Origin of the sequence: Salmonella sp. 741265073_HBA (genome assembly GCF_046569105.1) — a bacterium.
Taxonomy (GTDB): Bacteria; Pseudomonadota; Gammaproteobacteria; order Enterobacterales; family Enterobacteriaceae; genus Salmonella; species Salmonella enterica.
Genome location: NZ_JBKFRY010000002.1, coordinates 303,337 through 325,754 on the forward strand (window position 1 = coordinate 303,337; position 22,418 = coordinate 325,754).

General features: G+C 54.6%; 19 protein-coding genes. 6 read left to right on the forward strand and 13 right to left on the reverse strand.

The window, feature by feature from the left end; translation table 11 throughout:
- Positions 1-114: 114 nt before the first annotated feature.
- Both ACLD3P_RS04005 and ACLD3P_RS04010 read left to right on the forward strand, forming a co-directional pair.
- Positions 115-2,085 carry an autotransporter domain-containing esterase gene (locus tag ACLD3P_RS04005; protein ID WP_024798000.1) on the forward strand — a complete coding sequence of 657 codons (1,971 nt, stop codon included), beginning with the start codon at positions 115-117 and terminating at the stop codon, positions 2,083-2,085.
- A gap of 166 nt (positions 2,086-2,251) precedes the next feature.
- Positions 2,252-4,981 (forward strand): sigma 54-interacting transcriptional regulator, encoded by a 2,730-nt coding sequence (locus ACLD3P_RS04010; protein ID WP_411006331.1) that lies wholly within the window; start codon positions 2,252-2,254, stop codon positions 4,979-4,981.
- Between the two features lie 127 nt (positions 4,982-5,108).
- On the opposite strand, the gene ACLD3P_RS04015 is transcribed toward ACLD3P_RS04010, so the two are convergent.
- From ACLD3P_RS04015 to ACLD3P_RS04055, 9 genes are all read right to left on the reverse strand, one after another.
- Positions 5,109-6,095: an SIS domain-containing protein gene (locus tag ACLD3P_RS04015; RefSeq protein ID WP_131046228.1), complete on the reverse strand. Its 987-nt coding sequence runs from the start codon at positions 6,093-6,095 to the stop codon at positions 5,109-5,111.
- Positions 6,096-6,161: 66 nt separating this feature from the next.
- The gene (locus ACLD3P_RS04020) at positions 6,162-7,205 is read right to left on the reverse strand and encodes a glutamine--fructose-6-phosphate aminotransferase (RefSeq protein ID WP_023139453.1); all 1,044 of its coding nucleotides are present in this window, start codon (positions 7,203-7,205) and stop codon (positions 6,162-6,164) included.
- A gap of 32 nt (positions 7,206-7,237) precedes the next feature.
- Positions 7,238-8,092 carry a PTS system mannose/fructose/sorbose family transporter subunit IID gene (locus ACLD3P_RS04025; protein ID WP_000005802.1) on the reverse strand — a complete coding sequence of 285 codons (855 nt, stop codon included), beginning with the start codon at positions 8,090-8,092 and terminating at the stop codon, positions 7,238-7,240.
- A 2-nt stretch (positions 8,093-8,094) separates the two neighbouring features.
- Positions 8,095-8,838, reverse strand: coding sequence for a PTS mannose/fructose/sorbose/N-acetylgalactosamine transporter subunit IIC (locus ACLD3P_RS04030; RefSeq protein ID WP_000927522.1), 744 nt, complete (start codon positions 8,836-8,838; stop codon positions 8,095-8,097).
- A 14-nt stretch (positions 8,839-8,852) separates the two neighbouring features.
- The gene (locus ACLD3P_RS04035) at positions 8,853-9,323 is read right to left on the reverse strand and encodes a PTS sugar transporter subunit IIB (RefSeq protein WP_000594177.1); all 471 of its coding nucleotides are present in this window, start codon (positions 9,321-9,323) and stop codon (positions 8,853-8,855) included.
- Complete coding sequence (locus ACLD3P_RS04040) at positions 9,301-9,750, reverse strand: PTS sugar transporter subunit IIA (protein ID WP_001216659.1); 450 nt, start codon at positions 9,748-9,750, stop codon at positions 9,301-9,303. The genes ACLD3P_RS04035 and ACLD3P_RS04040 overlap by 23 nt, the downstream gene beginning before the upstream one ends.
- Before the next feature lie 199 nt (positions 9,751-9,949).
- Complete coding sequence (gene nfsB / locus ACLD3P_RS04045; protein ID WP_000355868.1) at positions 9,950-10,603, reverse strand: oxygen-insensitive NAD(P)H nitroreductase; 654 nt, start codon at positions 10,601-10,603, stop codon at positions 9,950-9,952.
- Between the two features lie 96 nt (positions 10,604-10,699).
- Entirely contained in the window at positions 10,700-11,068 is a 369-nt protein-coding gene (locus tag ACLD3P_RS04050) for an MmcQ/YjbR family DNA-binding protein (RefSeq protein WP_000348989.1), read from the reverse strand.
- Positions 11,068-11,649, reverse strand: coding sequence for a TetR/AcrR family transcriptional regulator (locus tag ACLD3P_RS04055; RefSeq protein WP_000113609.1), 582 nt, complete (start codon positions 11,647-11,649; stop codon positions 11,068-11,070). The genes ACLD3P_RS04050 and ACLD3P_RS04055 overlap by 1 nt, the downstream gene beginning before the upstream one ends.
- Positions 11,650-11,937: 288 nt before the next feature.
- On the opposite strand from ACLD3P_RS04055, the gene ACLD3P_RS04060 reads away from it, so the two are divergent.
- A complete protein-coding gene (locus ACLD3P_RS04060; protein WP_000155633.1) occupies positions 11,938-12,279 on the forward strand; it encodes a RamA family antibiotic efflux transcriptional regulator in 342 nt (113 codons plus the stop codon).
- Positions 12,280-12,284: 5 nt separating this feature from the next.
- Here ACLD3P_RS04060 and ACLD3P_RS04065 read toward each other — a convergent pair whose 3' ends face one another.
- The 4 genes from ACLD3P_RS04065 to ACLD3P_RS04080 form a co-directional block, all read right to left on the reverse strand.
- The gene (locus ACLD3P_RS04065; protein ID WP_000682497.1) at positions 12,285-12,533 is read right to left on the reverse strand and encodes a DUF1158 family protein; all 249 of its coding nucleotides are present in this window, start codon (positions 12,531-12,533) and stop codon (positions 12,285-12,287) included.
- 66 nt (positions 12,534-12,599) lie between these two features.
- Positions 12,600-13,718 (reverse strand): YbdK family carboxylate-amine ligase, encoded by a 1,119-nt coding sequence (locus ACLD3P_RS04070; protein ID WP_001196908.1) that lies wholly within the window; start codon positions 13,716-13,718, stop codon positions 12,600-12,602.
- An 11-nt stretch (positions 13,719-13,729) separates the two neighbouring features.
- On the reverse strand, positions 13,730-14,434 hold the full coding sequence (entD, locus tag ACLD3P_RS04075) for an enterobactin synthase subunit EntD (protein WP_131046227.1): 705 nt from the start codon (positions 14,432-14,434) through the stop codon (positions 13,730-13,732).
- Between the two features lie 46 nt (positions 14,435-14,480).
- Entirely contained in the window at positions 14,481-16,736 is a 2,256-nt protein-coding gene (locus ACLD3P_RS04080) for a TonB-dependent siderophore receptor (RefSeq protein WP_023206874.1), read from the reverse strand.
- 188 nt (positions 16,737-16,924) lie between these two features.
- Here ACLD3P_RS04080 and fes point away from each other — a divergent pair, with 188 nt between their 5' ends.
- The 3 genes from fes to entF are packed head-to-tail and all read left to right on the forward strand — an operon-like array spanning position 16,925 to position 22,269.
- Positions 16,925-18,139, forward strand: a complete 1,215-nt coding sequence (fes, locus tag ACLD3P_RS04085) for an enterochelin esterase (protein WP_411006332.1) — start codon at positions 16,925-16,927, stop codon at positions 18,137-18,139.
- A 30-nt stretch (positions 18,140-18,169) separates the two neighbouring features.
- A complete protein-coding gene (locus ACLD3P_RS04090) occupies positions 18,170-18,388 on the forward strand; it encodes an MbtH family protein (protein WP_023137885.1) in 219 nt (72 codons plus the stop codon).
- Complete coding sequence (gene entF, locus ACLD3P_RS04095) at positions 18,385-22,269, forward strand: enterobactin synthase subunit F (RefSeq protein WP_411006333.1); 3,885 nt, start codon at positions 18,385-18,387, stop codon at positions 22,267-22,269. Before ACLD3P_RS04090 ends, entF begins: the two co-directional genes overlap by 4 nt.
- Positions 22,270-22,418: the final 149 nt, after the last annotated feature.

The window sequence follows — 22,418 nt, forward strand, 5'->3', positions numbered from 1 at the left end:
CGTCAACAATGGATGAAAACATTTTAACCAGAATGCTTAAAACGATTGCAATGTTTCTGTCGGATGATGATTAGCACCGTCGTACCTCTCAACAATAACATTAAGGAACATCGGATGACCCAAAAGCGTACCCTGCTAAAATACGGCATACTCTCGCTGGCGCTGGCCGCGCCATTATCTGCCTGTGCGTTTGACTCTCTTACGGTATTTGGCGATAGCCTTAGCGATACCGGGAATAACGGTCGCTGGACCTGGGATAGTGGTCAAAATAAGCTCTACGACGAACAGTTGGCCGAACGATTTGGGCTGGCATTAAGCCCTTCCAACAATGGCGGTTCTAATTATGCCGCCGGCGGCGCGACGGCGACCCCGGAATTAAACCCGCAGGATAATACCGCGGATCAGGTACGGCAGTGGCTTGCCAAAACGGGGGGAAAAGCCGACCACAACGGTTTGTATATTCACTGGGTCGGCGGAAACGATCTGGCGGCGGCCATCGCGCAACCAACCATGGCACAGCAAATAGCCGGTAATAGCGCCACTAGCGCGGCGGCGCAGGTAGGGCTGTTACTGGATGCCGGCGCCGGGCTGGTCGTGGTGCCAAACGTACCGGATATTAGTGCGACGCCAATGCTTCTGGAGGCGGTAATCACCGCCGGGCTGGGCGCAGCGGCGCCTCCGGCGCTAAAAGCGGCGTTAGACGCGCTGGCGGGGGGATCTACGCCCGATTTCGCCAGTCGGCAACAGGCGATCCGCAAGGCGTTGCTGGCGGCGGCTGCAACGGTAAGCAGCAATCCATTTATTCAGCAACTGCTCGTTGATCAACTGCTGGCGGGCTATGAAACGGCGGCAGAGCAGGCGTCAGCTCTGACCGATTATTATAATCAGATGGAAGAGAAGGGGCTGGAGCAACACGGCGGCAATATAGCCCGTGCCGATATCAACGGCCTCTTTAAGGAAATTCTTGCCAACCCGCAGGCGTTTGGTCTGACAAATACCGTAGGTATGGCCTGCCCGCCGGGCGTATCCGCTTCGGCGTGCTCCTCGGCAATGCCTGGATTTAATGCATCACAGGACTATCTGTTTGCCGATCATTTACATCCCGGTCCGCAGGTCCATACCATTATTGCGCAATATATCCAGTCGATCATTGCCGCGCCGGTACAGGCGACATACCTGAACCAAAGCGTTCAGTCGATGGCGCAAGGCAGTCGTACCACGCTTGACAGCCGTTATCAGCAGCTTCGCCAGGGGGAAAATCCTGTTGGTTCACTGGGCATGTTCGGCGGATACAGCGGGGGATATCAACGTTATGATAATAATGAGGCCGACGGGAACGGTAATCATAATAATCTGACGGTTGGCGTCGATTATCAGCTTAACGAGCAGGTACTGCTGGGAGGGCTGATAGCCGGTTCTCTGGATAAGCAACATCCTGACGATAATTATCGTTATGATGCCCGCGGTTTTCAGGCCGCCGTATTCAGCCATTTGCGCGCCGGTCAGGCGTGGCTGGATAGCGATTTACACTATCTGTCCGCTAAATTCAGTAACATTCAGCGCAGTATCACGCTCGGTGCGCTAAGACGGGTGGAAGAGGGCGAAACCAACGGTCGGCTGTGGGGCGCGAGGTTAACCAGTGGTTATGATTTTGTCATGATGCCGTGGTTAACGACCGGACCGATGCTGCAATATGCATGGGATTACAGCCACGTTAATGGCTATAGCGAGAAGCTCAATACCAGTACATCAATGCGTTTTGGCGACCAAAACGCCCATTCGCAGGTGGGTAGCGCTGGCTGGCGTCTGGATCTTCGCCACAGCATCATTCACTCCTGGGCGCAGATTAATTATCGCCGTCAGTTTGGCGATGATACGTATGTGGCGAACGGCGGCCTTAAATCGACCGCGCTGACGTTTAGCCGCGACGGAAAAACGCAGGATAAAAACTGGGTTGATATCGCGATTGGCGCAGATTTTCCGCTGTCGGCAACGGTGTCCGCTTTCGCCGGGCTGTCGCAAACGGCAGGGTTAAGTGATGGCAATCAAACCCGTTATAACGTTGGGTTTAGCGCCCGATTTTGATGACACGCCAGGGAGGGCCAACTCCGTTTGTTCGTGACACGATGAGCCGAAAGCGCAACGGTAAGTTTTATAAAAAGTAAGTATTTTCAAAAATGTGGGTGAAGCCTGTGACGTCGTTTGTAAATTATCGTATAAGCGGAGTTTACGTTTTTGGCGGCGCGCAGGTATGAATAAAGAGTCCATATTTCGTCAGTTGGAGCTACGGCTGGCCGGATGTTCACTAACAGCCGACGCGTTAAGCGGGTTTAGCGCAATGGCGATTGCCGACAGTCTCAGGCAAAAACGCAGCATTATTAGTCACCATCTTAATAACTTGCATCGTGAGCAGCGGGTGGTCAAAGTGAATAGCCGCCCGGTGCTGTTCCTGCCCGTCGAGGCGCTACGTCGTCACCACCGGCTGGCGGTTCGACAGGGGGATTACGCGTCCATTCAGGCGCTGTGCGCGGAGCGGCAGGACAGTCTGGAGCTGCTCATTGGCGCGCAGGGCAGCTTGCAGGAGTCCCTGCGTCAGTGTAAGGCGGCGATCAGTTATCCCGGCGCGGGCTTGCCTTTGCTGCTGCGCGGCCCGACGGGGACAGGAAAAAGTTTTTTGGCGCGTCAGCTTTGGCAGTACGCCATCGAGCAGGGCATTTTGCCCCCGGAGGCGCCCTTTACCGTGTTTAACTGCGCCGAATACGCTAATAACCCGGAATTGCTGACGTCAAAATTATTTGGTCATGCCAAAGGTGCGTTTACCGGCGCAGACAGAGCGGTATCCGGGTTAATTGAGACCAGTAATGGCGGCGTATTGTTTATCGATGAAGTGCACCGTTTACCGCCGGAAGGGCAGGAAAAACTGTTCCATTTTATGGATAACGGCACCTGGCGTCGCTTAGGCGAAAGCAGCGATGAACGCAGCGCCACGGTACGTCTGATATTCGCCTCTACCGAAGATCTGGAAAAGCACTTTCTGGCGACATTTATTCGCCGGATACCGGTCATTGTCAAAATTCTGCCCATCGCCGAACGCGGACAGTATGAGCGGCTGGCGTTTATTCACCATTTTTTCCGTCGCGAGGCGCAGCGTCTTCATCACGATTTGTCGCTGGATAGTGAAATTATCAGCCAACTGATGCAGGAGACCCTGGAAGGGAATGTCGGCGGCCTGGAAAATCTCATTCGTAATATTTGCGCCAGCGCCTGGACTTTCGGCCAGCGTGACGATGGGGTACTGGAAGTAAAAGCCGGGCAACTGCCGGATCGTCTGCTGATGGAGGTGCCCTTTACCGTTCCGCAGACGGCGGAACGCGTCATGATTTATCGCGAAGGTGGCGTTTTTCCGCGAGTTTCCGGTCAGCATCAGGAATATTTACGGTTGACGGAAAACATTTGCGGCCTGTGCGAAGAGCTGGCGCAGGAGAATATTTCCGCACGGACGTTTGACAAGCTGGTCTATCAAAACCTTACGTTATATCTCGATGCCTTAATGAATAAAGAGAGCCCTCGCGCTCGTCAGGACAAGCGGCTGCGTTTTATCGAAGATGTCGGGAAAGCGATCGCTGCACATTACGATCTCGAACTGAATGCGGAATTCGCTTATCTCACCGGACGTTACCTTACCAGCCTGCCGTTAACGCCGGTGGAGGCGTCGCCATCGGTTCGCCATGTGATGCTGCGCTGGCTGGAGGAGGCGCCGGGGCTGGCGCAGCGTGTGGCGCAAAAACTGCTGGACGTGGTAAATAATAAATATGATTTGTTAATCGACACGCTCGACAGACTGGTCGTGGCGGCCATCGTCAGTAATGCCATTGACGCCACCAGCGGCGGTAAGGTAAAAGCGCTGATCATCGCGCATGGTTATTCGACCGCCAGCAGCATTGCAGGCGTGGCGAACCGTCTGATTGGCGAAAAGATTTATCATGCGATGGATATGCCGATGGAGGTCGCGTTTAGCGATGTCAGCCGGGCCATTGTCGATTATCTCCAGCATACGGATACCCGCGCAGGCGTCATGGTGCTGATCGATATGGGATACACCAAAGAGATCGCCGATGCGCTTTTGAGCGTAATTCATGGCCCGCTGGTGGTGGTCGATAACGTTACGACGCGTCTGGCGCTGAACGTGGCCAGCGAGATCGCGCTACAAAAAAACATCGAACAGATCGCCGAAGAGATCGTCCCGTTAAATCAGTCGCGCTGGGATGTCTTCTGGCCCGCGCAGAAAAAAGCGCGCGCGCTGCTGGTGACCTGTATTACCGGCATCGGGACGGCGTTTAAATTTAAAAATTTGATGGAAAAAAGTCAGTTGACCGACTTTGATATTAATATCATCGCCTGTGAATATACCCGCCTGAAAAACAGCCGGATGGCGGCCTCGTTGCTGAATCAGTATGAAGTGATTGCGGTTGTCGGCACCATTGACCCGCAGCTGGCGGGCGTTCCCTGGGTGGGGATTGAAGAGCTGCTTGGCGAGCAGGGGTATGCGCATTTAAGTCAGTTATTAAGCGGTTATCTTAACGATAAACAGATTGCGTTAATTAATAAAAATATGGTTCGCGAATTTTCGTTGCATAATGTGGTTAATTCGCTGACCATTCTCAATGCCAATAAGACGATAGGGCATATCGAAACGATTATTGCCGAATGGCAAAATACGCTGGGCTTCGGCTTTAATAATAATTTGATTATTAGTTTATATGTTCATTTGAGCTGTATGATTGAGCGACTGGTCATGCGCAATGAAATTACCCACTATAAAAACATGACGGAATTTAACGAGCGGCATGGTGAATTTATCGCGATGGTAAATCATTCGTTTCAGCGATTGAAAATTCTTTATAACGTGGCGCTGCCGGTAGCGGAAATTGGCTATATCCACGATATTTTCGAATTACGGATAGAGGATTTTCGCTGGTAGCCGCGGTAGTTCAGGAAAAAAGGGGCGCTAGCGCCCCGCAGAAGAAAGGCCTGATGGCGCTACGCTTATCAGGCCTACAGATCGCTTTGTAGGCTGGATAAAGCGAAGCCGCCATCCGGCATAACTATTAATATTCAACTTTCCACATATACCGGCGGGTGGTCAGTGGGTGGTTACGGGCTGTCGCCAGAGCGAGGTTATAAACGTCCAGCACACAGTTGTGCAACAGACCGCAGAAGTATTCGCCAACGTCGGTGGGCAGATCCTGAATGCCGAGTTTATCCGCATCGATCAACTGCAGTTTTCCCTGATAGCGTTCAATAAAGCGAATCGCACGATCGTCCAGCGGGCGAGTGCGACCACTGCTTTGCAGCAATATAAACGGCGTGCCCGGCTCGGTGATTTCGAACGGTCCGTGGAAATACTCTCCGCTATGTATGCTGGCGGAGTTGATCCACTGCATTTCCAGCAGAATACAGACAGACTCCTGATGCGCGGCGCCGAAAGAGGGGCCGCTGCCCATCATATAGACCACCTTCTCATCCTTCCATTCGGCGGCGAAACGCTGAGCATCTTCTTGTACCTGCCGTTGGGCGCCGTGAACAACGTCGCTAAAGCGCCCAAACGCGCTGACTAACTCATCGTATTGCGCATAGCCCTCTGTTTGGGCGAGAATTTCCAGCGCCAGCCACAGGCTGTATGCGGCTTTTTGTTGTGCAGGGTCGACCGTTTCCGGATAACGCGCCCACTGATATTCAATGATGTAGTCGCTGTATTCGCACAACGGCGTGTCAGGTTGGTAAACCAGACCGATGGTCGCCGCTCCTTTTTCACGCGCCACGCGGGCGGCTGCGACGGTTTCCGCCGTATTGCCCTGCTGCGAGGCAAGAATAACGACGCTATTTTTTCCTAATGCTTTTGGTGTGGCGTGGACAAATTCATTACTGGTGATATAACCGACAGCCAGTTTTGACGCTTCACAGTCCAGAAAGTATTTCCCTGGCCAGAAGCCGGTTAATGAACCGCCGCAGCCGACAAACCAGACGCGTTCAATGTTTTGTTTACCTAAAATATCGCTAATAATACGGCGGGCATTTTCATGAGCAATAGACATATTTATCTCCTTAGCGTGTAGCGCGTCCTCCGCAACAGCGCGGATAATAACGAGCATTAATAAAAATTAAATTTCTTGCTTACTTTTCATTTTTTGATGGAATTGCGGATCTTTGGGTATCGCCGGATTAATGCCTTTTTGCGGGGGTAATATCGCGCATAGCATTTGTAGCGGAATGATATATTCAAAGACGGCAAAGTCCTCATCATTGACAAACGGGAAATTCAGATTCAGACCATTATTTTCTACCTGCGGGCCGATGCGGTAAATAGACGGCGTCCACTCACCGAGTATTTGCGCCAGCCGATCCTGACGCGCGTCAGGCTGCGGGTCGAGCATAATGAGTGCGGATTGCGCATTAAAGGCATTGTAAATACCGTGAATAAACTCCTCGAATTCGTAGCCCGACACCGGGCAGCGCAACGTCTCCAGCATCTTGAGCGCACCCTCCTGCACCGTACCGAACAGCGTTGCCGGGCCGGTCAGACGAATATCTGCGCTATCGCGCAGCGCCAGCGCATTGGTTTGCGCCCACGCCTGCGAGGCGGTAATCAGCGCGGGCAGGTGGTTAAAGGTCTTTTCCATCCGTAGCAGCAGTGACCGGCGCTGTTCGCCGTCCAGCCGCTGTTGCTGCCCGGCGACGGCGAGCGCCAGCAGCATCAAATTGAGAACCGTGCAGTGATAGCCTTTTGTTTTCGCGCCAGCGGTTTCTTCGCCGCAGGGAACGGTAAGGATATAATCCGCCGCCCGGTCGATAGTCGCAGGCGCCACGCCAGCCATTGAGGCGGTGATATGACCAACATTGCGGGCGCGCTCCATCGCCGCCAGCGTTGAGAGGCTGCCGCCGCCCTGGGAGATGCCCACAACCAGCGCCTTGCCGCTGCGGGCAAGCGTCTCATCATCAAGCATAAACGGCCAGCAGACATCCACCGGCAATGCGCACCAGCGCTGCATAAACGCGCGAGCGGTCAGCGCGCCGTGGTATGACGTGCCGGAGCCTGTCAGAATAATGCGGGTGACGCCGCGTTCCGTTAGCGCCTGCGCCGCGCGCCAGAGATCTTCCCGCGTCTGCGTCAGCATCTCCAGCAGGCGAAGGGGCGTCTCGTTCATATAGTCTTCTACTTGCATAGTGTTACCTCTCGTCAAAGCAGGCCCAGCGCGCTGGCAAGAAGCCCAAACGCGACGGTGCCTAACAGGATCCAGTTAATGTTCACGCCCTTACGGATAAGTTTGTACATGCCAAGCGTGAAGAGCAGCGGCAGCAGGGAAGGGAGGATTTTGTCAATAAAATCCTGCACTTTCATGGTAGTCTGCCCGGCGGTAAAGCTCAGCGGGGTTGTAATGTCGATCATGCTGGCGGTCATGGCGCCGACGACCATCAACCCGACGATTGACGCGATATAAGTCACCCTGTCCATCAGCCCGCTTTGCCAGAGGCGCATCAGCCAGGTGGTCCCCGCCCGGTAGCCCAGTTTGAGGGCGTACCAGCGGCAGAGGATGTGCGGAATGTTATAGACCAGTAGAGCGAGAATCGGCCCCAGAATGCTGCCCTGCTGGGCAAAGTAGATCCCCATCCCGGCGGCGATAACTTTCAGCGATCCCCAAAAGATGGAATCGCCGATCCCGGCCAGTGGCCCCATCAGGCTGGTTTTAACGGCATTGATCGACTCTTCGTTAAAGTCCGGGTTGCGTTGATTTTCCTCCTCCATCGCAATCGACAGGCCAAAGACAAACGTTGACAGATGCGGCGTGGTATTAAACAGCACCAGATGGCGCTGTAAGGCGCGCCCCAGTTCGGCGGGGTCCTGGTAGATACGCTTTAGCGCTGGCGACATAGCGAAGGCATAGCCCATATGCTGCTGGCGTTCATAGTTCCACGATCCTTGCAACGTAAAGGAGCGCCAGAAAACGCTGCGTAAATCGCGGGCGGTGATGCGGCTTTCGCTTTGCGAGTGAGCCTGTGCGTCGTCGATCAGGGTCTGCGTCACTTCACTCATGATTAGCCCTCCTGTTGGGATGTGTTAAGAAACTGGCTGATAATGAAAGCCAGCACCACGGCAAACAGCGCGATGGCGATGATGTCCAGTTTGGTATATGCGGCGATCAGAAAGCCCAGCCCAAGGTAAGGTATTAATTTGCTGCTAAGCATCATGCTGATCAGCAACGCGAAACCCAGCGCCGGCAAAATCTTACTGGCGACAACCAGGCCATTGGTAATAAAGGCGGGAATGGCGTCGAGGAACCAGGTGACGGCGGCAGAACCGAGCAAAATGGCGAAAAAGACCGGCAGAAAACCGCTTAGAAAATAGAGCAGCGTTGGGCCTCCCAGGTGCATAACGGCAACCATCCGGGTATTACCCTGCGCCGCATAACGATCGGCCATGTGGCCAAAGCGGGCGTTAACCACGCGCACCAGGACGCCGAGGGTCTGCGCCAGCATAGAGATAGGAATCGCGATGGTCAGCGCCGCTTCGGGCCCGCGCCCGGACATAATAGAAAACGCGGTCGCCAGTACCGAACCGGTGACGACATCAGGCGGTACCGCGGCGCCGATAGCGACATTACCTAAAAAGATCAGTTCCAGCGTCGCGCCGATCAGAATGCCTTCGTGTAAATTGCCGCAGACCAGACCGGTGAGGGCGCACATCACCAGCGGACGGTCAATCATCGACACGCCGAGTAAACGCCCGTCAAGAATGCCCAGTGCGGCAATCAGGCCGAGCAGCGTTGCGGTGAGCAACATAGTGACCTCCGGGTTCAGAGTTTATCGTTAAGCAATTCGGCGGAATGGGCCGGAACCTGGCGCATTTCCAGACGGATGCCTTTGGCTTTTAGCGCCTGGCTATCGGCAATCTCCTGCTCGGTCAGGTATATGGCCTTGCCGAACTGCTGTGCGCCCTCTTTTTGCGCGATACCGCCGTAGTTGATAACGCTAATCCCTGGCACTTTCTCGACGAAGGCGAGGGTTTCGGCAGTATTTCCCAGCACCACCATCACTTTTTTGTGATCCAGCTTGCCGCTGGCGAGTTTTTCCGCCGCCTGTTCCACCGTGATAATGTCCAGCGACACGCCAGCGGGTTTTGCCAGACTTAATGACATAGAGACAAACGCGTCGCCGGCGGCGTTGGCGTTAGCGACGATGATATGGTCGATATCCAGCGCCCGGGTCCAGGCGAAGACCACCTGGCCGTGCAGCAGGCGGTAATCAATGCGCACTAATTTGATCATGGGATTCTCCCTGTAGGTCAGCGGATGGTTGTGTTATTAGCGTGTTGATAAAGACAATGGATTCACGCGCCGCATTGGTGGCGTAGGTAATGGCCGCGTCTGTGCTTTCTTCTTCACAGAGTAAAAACTCCAGCAGCAGGGTCATGTTGACGCCAGCCACCACAAAAACGTGACGGTGACGCATCAGCACTTTCGCGGCGCTATTGTTGATGCTGCCGCCGAGCAGATCGGTAAACACCACCACTTCTTCGCCGTTGGCCTGCGCGATCAGATTTTCGAGGGTTTGTTCAAGCTGCTCCGTGGTGACAATATCGCCATCGTAGGCGCAAACCGGTGTCACGCCGTGTTCGTCGCCAATCAGCAGCGATAGACTGTTAATAAGTCCGCGGGCAAAAGGGCCATGGCTGGCTACATAAACATGTCTCACCCGTTTTCTCCTTCATCCAGATAGGGGGTATCCAGATATGGCAAACGGCGTGCCAGTTTTAAATGTTATTTATTTTCAATGGGTTGAGAGAGGAAGTTAACACTAGCGATGTAAAACCTGGCACTTCGCGCCATTGATCATTGAGGAACCTGGCAGAAAGGTGAAAAAAGCCGGACGGGCGTCCGGCTTAGGCAGGGGATTAGACTTCCGTCAGTGTGGTTTCAAGCGGCAGACGTGATTTCGGCAGCCCGGCGTTGAAATCCTCGACGCTATGATGGCCGACCGGCACCACGACCAGACTGGTATAGCCTTTTTCTTTCAGACCAAATTCAGCGTCGAGCACCTCGGCGTCGAAACCTTCAATGGGGACGGCGTCGAGACCCATCGCGGCGACGCCCAGCAGAAAGTTGCCGACGTTCAGATAGACCTGTTTCGCCATCCACTGGTGGTCATCTTTCAGCGAGACGCGGTGCATATCGGCGAAAAAGCGGCGACCTTTATCATTTGCCGCTTTAGCTTCCGGCGTAGCGAAACGGCCATCGGCTTCTTCCTGATCGACGACGCGCTCAAGCCATGCGTCATCCATTGCGGTTTTGGCGCAGAAGACCACCACATGGGAGGCGTCTAACATTTTACGTTCGTTAAACACATAATTGGCGGCGGCGGATTTTGCGACACGCGCTTTGCCCTCTTCCGTACTGGCGACAATAAAGTGCCACGGCTGGGAATTGGTGCTGGAGGGGCTGTACTGTAGTAGTGTTTTTATTTTATCCGCTTCTTCGGCGGTCAGTTTTTTGCTGGGATCGAACGCCTTAGTGGAGTAGCGCTTTAAGGCGACAGAAACGATATCCATAAATGCTCCTGGTTGGTTTAGTACCCTTTTGTATCAGCAGGGTACCGGGTTATCGGTAAAAAGATAAGGGAGGAAAATGCGGAAACGGTTATTGCATCAGCGCGGCCGCAGGCGCAGTTGCTCTCTTTTAGGCAGCCCGTCTACGACCAGATTCCATGAGTCATTTATCAAATCGTTGAGTAGCGAGACGGTGATATCCTCGCCCGCATAGACTGAAATCCAGTGTTTCTTATTCATGTGATAGCCAGGCGCAATGCTGGGGTAAATTTGTTGATTTACCAGGGACTTTTGGGGATCCGACTTCAGGTTCACCACTGGGCGACAGTGATGTTCAGTGAACAGCATGAATATTTTGCCGCCGACTTTAAACACATCGTACTGTGGGCCGAAAGGCCAGCAGTGTTCGGTAAAAGGCAGTTCCAGCGCAAAGCGTTTTGCACAGGCGTGCAGTGTTTGACCGTCCATTATTGCTCCTCGCGAGTCAGCGCACGCCACATGGCTTCGAATCCCAGCGCAATATATTCGCCAGCGCGAGCGGGATCGCGTGCGGCGAAATCCATTGTTGTTTCAGCCAGCGCCAGAAAAAGGCCGTCGCCGAAGGCGCGGTACTCATCCGACATAAACACCATCAAAACGGAACGATGACATAAATCGCGCAATTCGGGGAACATATCGTCGGCCCGTTGTTCCGTCTCTTTGGTGAGCTTTTCGCTGACGGCCAGTTGGCGGATCGCCCGATGGCGCGCGGGATGGTTCAGACCCCAACTGATGTAACTGTTCCAGATAAAACGGGTCATCATTTTGGCATCGGTAATGGATCGATCCAGTTCCATTATCATTGACTGGCAGAGATCCTGCTTTAAATGCAAATACAACGTGTTAATCAGCTCATCTTTGGTCGCGAAATAGCGAAACAATGTTCCTTCTGCAACACCTGCGTTACGCGCAATCACCGCCGTTGAGGCGGCGATACCGGATTGCGCTATCGCCTGGGTTGCCGCTTCCAGTAATGCTTGTTTTTTGTCTTCACTCTTCGGACGAGCCACTACACGTTACCCTTATGTCTGGAAAAACATGATTGAATCATGCCCGTTGTCGCGTCGCAACGGTGAATGTCAACCTTTGAAAAGTACCTTGACGGCGTATCTTTGCTTTCTATAATGAGTGCTTACTCACTCATAATCAAGGGCTTCCGCATGAAGTGGTAGAAAAGCATATTGCAGGCCATGCGATAAGCCGTCTCACAATTTGTGTGGTTATTACTATGCTTATTGCTGTTGCCGTAAATGTGCGGTGCGGGAGCCGCTGACGAGTTTGATAGAGGGGAGAGCACGATGACCATTTCCGCTCAGGTTATCGACACGATTGTCGAGTGGATTGATGATAATTTGAATCAGCCGTTACGTATTGATGATATTGCCCGTCATGCGGGGTATTCCAAGTGGCACCTGCAGCGCCTTTTTATGCAGTACAAAGGGGAGAGTCTGGGGCGCTACGTGCGTGAACGGAAGCTAAAACTGGCGGCGCGCGACCTGCGCGACACCGACCAGAAGGTGTATGATATTTGTCTCAAGTATGGTTTTGATTCGCAGCAAACCTTTACGCGCATTTTTACCCGCACGTTCAACCTGCCGCCAGGCGCTTATCGTAAAGAAAAGCATGGCCGTACGCATTGAAATGTTTAATCGGCCAGCGAAAACCAGCGCCGCCAGATAAAGCGAATAACATAATATTCCAGCGCGCCGAGCAACAGAAACCATAAACAAAACAACAAAGTATAAAGCTGGTTGAGATCCATAAGATGAAAGATTCCGACCAGTTTTTGCGCCAGCGCAAGGCCGAGCGAAGGGGCGGGCAGCAGCAGGCTGGAGAGCAACGCCATCAGCAAAATACCGGCAGCGGTCATCAATGATTCAAGCGGGTGTTTCATGGCTTTGTTAAACGTAAGTTAAAACGCCATTGTCCGGGATATCGCCTGGTAAGGCAAATATGCTGTCTATTGTCCCGCCCAGATTTCACAATGTTTTTGTACCAGACCTATCAGCGATCCGCCGTCGGCAATAAACTCCCGCATATATTGCGCTTCGTTACCGCCTTTTTTCACCTGCAGACGTAGTGCGTCAATGGCGCTGTCGGCGCCCAGCTTGCGCGCTGAGGGGGTAACGTTGTCCAGCAGACGCAGCGTATCATCTGCCAGGCGACGGCGGTCGCCGGTATAGGCATCGGTTAGCACGCCCTCCAGACCATAGCGGCAAGCCTGAAAACGGTTGAATTTATATAACAGATAGTCTTGTTCCTGCGGTTTAAAGGGACGCTCGGTCAGCAGCCAGTGCGCGGTCGCCTGAATCAACCCTGCCATATTGATGGCATGATCAAGGGTGAGCGGCGTATCCATCACCCGAACTTCTACCGTGCCAAAGGCCGGGCTGGGGCGGATATCCCAGTGCAAATCTTTGATGCTGTCGATCATCGTGGTGTAAGACAGACGGCGAAATAGTCCGGCAAACTCTTGCCAGTTACTGACCCACGGCATGGGACCGTTATCGGGAAAAGCGGAAAAAATATTCAGACGCGCACAGGCAAAACGGGTGTCAGATCCTTGCATATAGGGAGACGCGGCGGAGAGCGCAATAAAGTGTGGCACAAAATGCGACAGCCCGTGTAAAAGATAAATCGCATCGTCGCCGTTCGCGCAGCCGACGTGGACATGCTGGCCGAAAACCGTCGCCTGTTGAATTAAGTAGCCGAAATTTTCCAGCGTGCGTTGATAGCGCTCATTATCACAGACCTCCTGACGCTGCCATTTTTGAAAAGGGTGCGTACCGCCGCCGCAAATGCCGAGATGGTGTTCCGACGCCGCCTGTAAAATAACGTGCTGCATGGCAGAAAGTTGGGCCGCCGCCTGGTCAATATCGCGGCAGACGCCCGTGGCCATCTCCAGCATACTTTCGGTGATATCGTGCTTAATTTCTCCCGCAGTAAGTTGGGGCTTAACGGCGTCAATCAGCGTAGAAGAGTCCTGACTTAAATCGTAGCCAGGTGGATTGATCACCTGCATCTCCAGCTCAATACCAAGCGTATAAGGTTCAGAAACGTGAAAATCATTCAGCGCCATAGCGATCTCATTTATCGGTGTATTGCGCTAAGTATAGAAGCGGGAGCGCTCCTGTCGTGGGGAAAGCGCGTTATTGCAGAAACAAGAGTAATAACGCTATTGCCACGTTGAAACCATTCTGTACGGACGGTACGTTCAGCCATCGTGACGGCAAAGGCTGGCAGCAGATGTAACGAGATGTGCGTGGCGGTAAGCGAGGTAACTTTTGCGCTATTGAATCCCGGGAGCGTGACGCGGTCTGAAAAGGCTTTATAAACGCTCTCTTTGGCGGAGAAAGCCAGCGTCAGGGCAAGTGGAAAAGGGAGCGAGCTCGCCTGGAGAATTTGGCGCTCATCGCTATCGATAATGGACGGCGCCAGCTCTGTCGCCGTGTGCTGACTCATGATTTTTTCTATATCAATGCCGACACGCTGTCGGGATATGACGGCCAGCGCCGTTGACGCACAGTGGCTGATGCTGCCAAATAGGCCGTCCGGCCATAGCGGCTGTCGCTTGTCGCCAATACCGGGCACCGCCCTGACTCCCACCTCGCGTAGCGCATGAACGGCGGCGATGCGGCCTGCCAGATGTTCAGCTTTACGCTTGCGTCCGGCAGACCGGAGCCGATCGTGATGAGGTAGCCATAGCAGGTCGTGTTCGTGAAAGCTGCTCGCATCAAAGTCGACAATATGCAGCCTGCGTCCGGCAAAGGGAAGAGGAAAATGAGATGTCCGCATCGTTTTTTGCTAATTCCCTCCCCGAATGAGGGAGGGAAGGTTGCCATCAGAAATGGGTATTAATGCTCATATACCACGTACGTCCCGGTTCGTTATAGGTGTACGCGCCAGCGCCCGCCATATAAGCGCCAGTTTGAGTATCCCTGACGGTTTGCGCGTTACCTTCACGCCACAGACGTTTGTCAAAGAGGTTATCCACGCCACCGGTCAGGCTGACATTTTTGGTCACGTCCCAGGTCGCGCTCAGGCCAACAATACTGTATGGGCTGACCGCTTGCTTATCTGTTCCGGTAACGGGGTTACCCTGATAATCATATTTCTTCGGTTCTTGTTTGCCGTACCAGGTGAAGGTCGATTGCAGAGAAACGTCCTGACGTACCTGCCAGCTCAGGGTTGAGTTAAGCGTGTACTGTGGAATAATCGACAGGCGTTCGCCGGTCTCTTTGTTTTTGCTCTGCAGCATATACGTAACGTTATTCGTCCAGTTGACGGTGTCGCTAACCGGTACGTTTAACGTGCCTTCCAGACCTTCAACGACCGCTTTCGGTACGTTCTCCCACTGATAGACATCCGTTTTGCCGTTGTTGATACGCTGCAACGGCACCGTACCCGCTTCAATCTTATTGCGGTAATCATTGCGGAACCAGGTGATGCCGGCCAGCCAGCCATCGCGTTTAAATTCCAGACCGATCTCTTTATTGATGCTGGTTTCGGCTTTCAGATCATCGTTACCCATCATATAGCAGCCGATGCCGGTACCCGCGCCAGTCGCGTAGCAACCCTGACCTTTACTGTACAAAATATAGTTTGGGTTAGTCTGGTACAGACTCGGGGCTTTATAAGCGCGGGCGATCCCCATTTTCAGGGTAAAGTCATCCCCCAGACCTTGCGACAGGTTCAGCGACGGGCTCCAGTTATCCCCCACAATACTGTGATGATCGAAACGTAGCCCCGGCGTCAGCATGGTGCTGTCGGTCAGTTCCATGTTGTTTTCAGCAAACAGAGAGAAAATTTCCGCTTTTGAATAGGGGCTACGATTGGTACTGCTGTAACCCGGGATATTTCCCCCCATAAAGGTTTGCGAGTTGGAGAGCTCGTCTTTCATACGCTGTTGGGCCCATTCGGTACCCAGCGTCAGGTTTTGATTGACCAGCAGATCGAAAGGAAGGCTCACTTCGCTGTGTAGGGTGACGTCATTCAAATCGGCATCGGCATATTTTTGCGATGCTTTGGGATCGAAAATCCCTTCGGTGCCGCCTGCCAAGCCTTCCGGCATCCGGGAGTTACGGGTATGTTCGTATTGCACCCAGTTACTGGTGGTTACGCCATTATCCCAGCCGCCGTTCCAGGTCAGAGAGTAGTTCTGCCGATAGAGGCGGTTCGTCTCTTTTCCGTAATTATCTTTCACCAGTTGGTTCGTATTGGTGTTCTGAGTATCACCGGCATAGAGGTTGCCCTGGCGACTGTAACCGGCCTCCAGCTCCAGAGACTGAAGCGGAGCAAAATCCCAACGAACCACACCGTTGATATCTTTGTTAATGACCCCCTCGCGTCCTGCCGGTAGCGTGTCGGCGTAACTCCCGGTACGTTCAGACTGATGCCCCTGGTTAATATTACGCGCATCCGCCTGCGTTTTGTCGAGGTTGCCATACAGACGGAAGCTGAAATCCCCGCCCAGCGGGCCGTTCAGGCTAAAGTTAGTGCGTTTGGTCGCGCCTTCGTCTTTATGTTCCGGCGCGTTGAAATAGGTATTCCAGGAGCCGTGCCACTCGCTACCGCCTTTTTTGGTAATGATATTGACCACGCCACCCGCCGCGCCGTTGCCGTAGCGTGCGGCGGCAGGGCCACGCAGCACTTCAATGCGTTCGATCATCTCCGGTGGCACCCACGCGGTATCGCCGCGGGTATCGCGTTCGCCGCGCCAGCCCAGGCGCACCGAGTTACGGCTGGTGACGGGTTTACCATCAATCAGGATAAGGGTGTTTTCCGGCCCCATGCCGCGAATATCGATTTGGCGGTTATTCCCGCGCTGACCGCTGGTGGAGTTGCCGGTCAGGTTTACGCCCGGCATGGTGCGGATGATTTCTGACACGTCGCGCGCGGGCGGATTTTTGCGGATCTCATCGGCGGTGATGGTGGATACGCCTGGCGCCTGTAGGTTTTGCTGGGCAGCGGTCACCACGATGGTGTCTTCATTGGTGAGCGCAGTGCTATCGGTTTTTTCTTCCGCCATCACGGGCAGAGCGGCCCCGTAAATCCCTAAATTGACCAGTAAGGTCAGGGAATGAATCTTCTTGTTCATTGTATATCCTGCTTTTCTTTAGCCACATAAGCCAAAGCGCCCGTCAAAGGCATTGGCCGGGTGGTGAAATTGTGTTCGCGCGTCCCATAGCGCGACAATACGCTATTGCAAATGCAAATAGTTATCAATAATATTATCAATATATTTCACCTTTTATATACAAAATTCATAATAAACACAGGGTTATAATGAAAGAGGCGCTGGCAACGGGAAGTGAGGCCTGGTGGAGGACGAAAACCGGGCCGGAATGGATACGGGAAAAAGACGGAAATTATCGGGTCACTTTTTGGTGGCGCGACCCGCAGGGAAACGAAACACACTCCCCGATACGGCGTGTCTGGGTTTATATCACTGGCGTAACCGATCATCATCAAAACGCGCAGCCTCAGACGATGGCGCGTATTGCCGGAACGGATGTCTGGCGCTGGAGCACGGCGCTTAGCGCTAACTGGCGCGGCAGCTACTGTTTTATTCCTACCGAGCGAGATGACGTTTTTGCCGCTTTTGCGCCGGGCGAAACGCCCGATCGGAACGCACTGCGTGAAGGCTGGCGACAGCTATTACCGCAGGCGATTGCCGACCCGCTTAATTCGCAAAGCTGGCGGGGAGGACGTGGTCATGCGGTTTCAGCGCTGGAAATGCCGGATGCGCCCCTCCAGCCGGGGTGGGATCGTCCTGAAACGCCGTACTCGCCGCCTTTGATGATGCAGTGGCATAGCGAACGTCTGGGTAACTCCCGCCGCGTATGGATATTGACGACCGGAGACGAGGTGCCGGAGGAAAGACCGTTGGCTATTCTGCTGGACGGTCAATTCTGGGCGGAAAATATGCCCGTCTGGCCCGCGCTCGCCTCGCTGACTCATCAACGCTTGCTTCCCGGTGCCGTCTATCTGCTGATTGACGCGATTGATACTCAACACCGCAGCCAGGAGTTGCCCTGCAATGCCGATTTCTGGCTGGCGGTGCAGCAGGAACTGTTGCCGCAAGTCAGAGCCGTGACGCCTTTTAGCGATGATGCCGGGCGAACGGTGGTCGCCGGACAGAGTTTTGGCGGCCTGTCGGCGCTGTATGCCGGCCTGAACTGGCCGACGCGTTTTGGCTGTGTACTAAGCCAGTCAGGATCGTTCTGGTGGCCTCATCGCATCACCCCGCCGGAGGGGGAAGTCATTACCCGGCTGAAAACCGGCGCATTATGCGCGCGCGGACTGCGTATCGTACTGGAAGCCGGCGTGCGTGAGCCGATCGTGTTTCAGGCAAATCAGGCGCTTTATGCCCAACTGAACACCTCGCAGCAGTCCATTTTCTGGCGTCAGGTTGACGGCGGACACGATGCGCTTTGCTGGCGCGGCGGGCTAACGCAAGGGCTGATGCTGCTTTGGCAGCCGCTTATCGACACGCTTTAACCGGGCACATGTCCATGACAGGAGTTGAGTATGGAATTCAGTAATCCCTTCGATAATCCGCAGGGACAGTTTTACATCCTGCAAAATGCGCAGCGTCAATTCAGCCTTTGGCCAGCGGCATGTGGGCTTCCCGCAGGCTGGGACGTGGTATGCGAACCGCAATCGCAGGACGCGTGCCAGCAGTGGCTTAATACGCGCTGGACAACACTGAATCCGGCGCATTATGCCGATAAGCAGGAGGCGAAATGACGCAGCGTTTACCGTTAGTCGCCGCCCAGCCGGGGATCTGGATGGCGGAAAAACTCTCTGATTTACCCTCCGCCTGGAGCGTGGCGCACTATGTGGAACTGAACGGCGAGCTGGATGCCGCCTTGCTGGCAAAAGCGGTAGCGGTAGGGATGCAACAGGCGGATACGCTACGGATGCGTTTTACCGAAGAGAACGGCGAGGTCTGGCAATGGATAGATCCTGAGCACACCTTCGGCGAGCCCCCGATTGCCGATTTACGCGACCAGCCCGATCCGCATCACGCGGCGCTGGCGTTAATGCAGGCGGATTTACGGCAAAACCTGCGCGCAGATAGCGGTAAGCCGCTGGCGTTTCACCAGTTAATCCGCATTGATGATACCCGCTGGTATTGGTATCAGCGCTATCACCATTTGCTGGTGGATGGCTTTAGCTTCCCGGCGATAACCCGCCAGATTGCGGCGATTTATCGCGCCTGGCAGAGCGACGCCCCTACGCCGGAGTTGCCTTTTACCCCCTTTGCGGATGTGGTCGAGGAATATCAGCGCTATCGCCAGAGCGAGGCCTGGCAGCGTGACGGCGCCTTCTGGGCGCAGCAGCGCCGCGAGCTGCCGCCGCCGGCGTCAATTTCTGCCGCGCCGCTGCCGGGGCGGTCGGCGAGCGCGGATATTCTGCGTATGAAATTGAGCGCGCCGGAGGGGGCGTTTCGCCAACTGGCGGCGCACATGCCTGAGATACCGCGAGCGGATCTTGCCCTGGCGCTGGTGACGTTGTGGCTGGGACGATTATGCGGGCGTATGGATTATGCCGCCGGATTTATCTTTATGCGGCGGATGGGCTCGGCGGCGTTAACGGCGACCGGGCCTGTCCTTAACGTGTTGCCGCTGGCGGTGAACCTTCATGCGACGGAAGATCTGCCAACGCTGGCGAAGCGTCTTGCGGCGCAGTTAAAGAAGATGCGCCGCCACCAGCGTTACGACGCCGAACAGATTGTACGCGATAGCGGGCGAGCCGCAGGGGAGACGCCGCTATTTGGCCCTGTGCTCAATATAAAAGTGTTTGATTATCATCTGGATCTTCCTGGCATACAGGCGCAAACCCATACCCTGGCGACGGGGCCGGTTAACGATCTTGAACTGGCGCTTTTTCCGGATGAAAACGGCGGTCTGGATATTGAATTGCTGGCGAATGCACAGCGTTACGATGATGCCACGCTCTTCCGCCATGCCTTACGATTGATGGCGCTTATCACGCAGTTTGCGGATAACCCGGCGCTGCGCTGCGGCGATGCGCAAATGCTGCTGGCGGAAGAACAAACGCAATTAACACACCTTAATAATACGGCGGTAACGATTCCCGCCGCCACGCTTAGCGATTTGGTGGCGCAGCAGGCACAAAAAACGCCAGAGGCTTCCGCGTTGGCAGATGCGCATTATCACTTTACCTACCGTGAAATGCGTGAACAGGTTGTGGCGCTGGCATACGCGCTGCGGGAACGCGGCGTTCAGCCTGGCGATAGCGTGGCGGTGGCGTTGCCGCGGTCGGTTTTCCTGACCTTAGCGCTGCATGGCATTGTCGAGGCGGGCGCCGCCTGGCTGCCGCTGGATACCGGTTATCCTGACGATCGGCTGCGAATGATGCTGGAAGATGCGCAGCCGAAACTGTTAATTACGACTCAGGCGCAGCTGGCGCGCTTTCACGATATTCCGGGGATGGAATATTTGTGTTATAGCCAACCGCTACCGGTCAGTGACGCCACTCCGCTGGGGCTGTCGTTACCGCATCATACCGCTTACATCATTTTCACCTCTGGCTCGACGGGCAGGCCGAAAGGGGTGATGGTGGGACAAACGGCGATAGTCAACCGGCTGCTGTGGATGCAGGATCACTATCCGTTGACGGCGGATGATGTAGTAGCGCAAAAAACGCCGTGCAGTTTTGACGTCTCAGTATGGGAGTTTTTCTGGCCGTTTATCGCCGGGGCGAAACTGGTGATGGCTGAACCGGAAGCGCACCGCGATCCGCTCGCGATGCAGCGGTTCTTTGCGCAATACGGCGTCACGACCACCCATTTTGTGCCGTCGATGCTGGCGGCCTTTATTGCCTCGCTCACGCCAGCGTCGGCTGGTAAAAGCTGCGCTTCCTTAAAGCGGGTTTTCTGTAGCGGCGAGGCCCTGCCGACGGCGCTGTGCCGCGAATGGGAGACGTTAACCAACGCGCCGCTACACAATCTGTACGGGCCAACGGAGGCCGCGGTGGATGTGAGCTGGTATCCGGCCTGTGGCGATGAGCTGGCGGCTGTTGACGGCAACAGTATCCCGATTGGTTATCCCGTCTGGAATACCGGTTTGCGTATTCTCGATGCGCATATGCAGCCGGTGCCGCCGGGCGTGGCTGGCGATCTCTATCTTACCGGTATCCAACTGGCGCAGGGCTATCTGGGGCGTCCGGATCTTACCGCCAGCCGTTTTATCGCCGATCCTTTTGCGCCAGGCGAACGGATGTACCGTACCGGAGATGTGGCGCGCTGGCTGGATTCCGGCGCGGTAGAATACCTGGGACGCAGCGACGATCAGCTCAAAATTCGGGGTCAACGTATTGAACTGGGCGAGATTGACCGCGTCATGCAAACGCTGCCGGATGTTGAACAGGCGGTAGCACATGCCTGCGTCTTTAATCAGGCGGCGGCGACGGGCGGGGATGCCCGGCAACTGGTCGGCTATCTGGTGTCGCACTCCGGTTTGCCGCTGGATTTACCGGCGCTGCAGGAAAAATTACGCCAAAAACTTCCCGCGCATATGGTGCCGGTTGTGCTGTTGCAACTTGCCAGCTTGCCGCTTAGCGCTAATGGCAAGCTGGATCGCAAAGCCCTGCCGTTGCCGGACCTGACGCCGCGCGTGAAAGGGCGTGCGCCGCAGTCCGCAACGGAGATTGCTGTCGCAGGGGCGTTTTCCCGCCTGCTGGGCTGTGAGATTAACGACGTTGAAAGTGATTTCTTTGCGCTGGGCGGACACTCGCTGCTGGCGATGAAACTGGCCGCGCAGCTAAGCCAGACGTTTAATCGCCAGGTGACGCCGGGTCAGGTGATGGTGGCGTCTGACGTGGCGCAGTTGAGTAAGCTGCTCGATACTGATGATGACGAACGCTCGCGCAATCTGGGGTTCGGGCCGCTGTTGCCGCTGCGTGAAAGCGATGGTCCAACGTTATTTTGTTTCCATCCGGCGTCGGGGTTCGCCTGGCAATTTAGCGTATTATCACGCTATCTTAGCCCGTCGTGGTCGATTATGGGGATTCAGTCGCCGCGCCCCGCTGGCCCTATGCAAACCGCAACCACCCTTGATGAGGTATGTGAACATCATCTGGCGACTTTGCTCGCCCGGCAGCCGCATGGCCCTTATTATTTATTAGGCTATTCGCTGGGCGGGACGCTGGCGCAAGGGATCGCCGCCCGGTTGCGCGCGCGCGGCGAAACCGTGGCGTTTTTGGGGTTACTGGACACCTGGCCGCCGGAAACGCAAAACTGGCGGGAAAAAGAGGCGAATGGCCTCAATCCGGACGTATTGGCGGAAATTGAACGTGAACGCGCAGCGTTTGTCGCCGCTCAGCAGGGAAATGCCTCCGACGCCTTATTTACCGCCATTGAAGGCAATTATGCGGATGCCGTCCGTTTGCTGACGACGGCGCATAGCGTACCGTTTGATGGACATGCTACGCTCTTTGTGGCGGATAAAACGGTGCCGGAAGGCGTATCGCCTGAACAGAGCTGGTCGCCGTGGATAGCGTCTTTGGCTATTTATCACCAGCCGTGCGCGCATGTAGATATTATTTCTCCCTCCGCTTTTGAAACTATCGGGCCCATCATCAGCGAGCTCATTAATAAATAACGGGCGTTGTTTCTGCCTTTAACAAATTAAATCCTGAAACCCATAATAATTACTAATTATTATGGGTTTTTTATTGCAACGATTAATTCTTTTAACATAAGTGATACATGCTACAGGCAAGTTTAATTCCGAATATTTAGCTTTTCGGG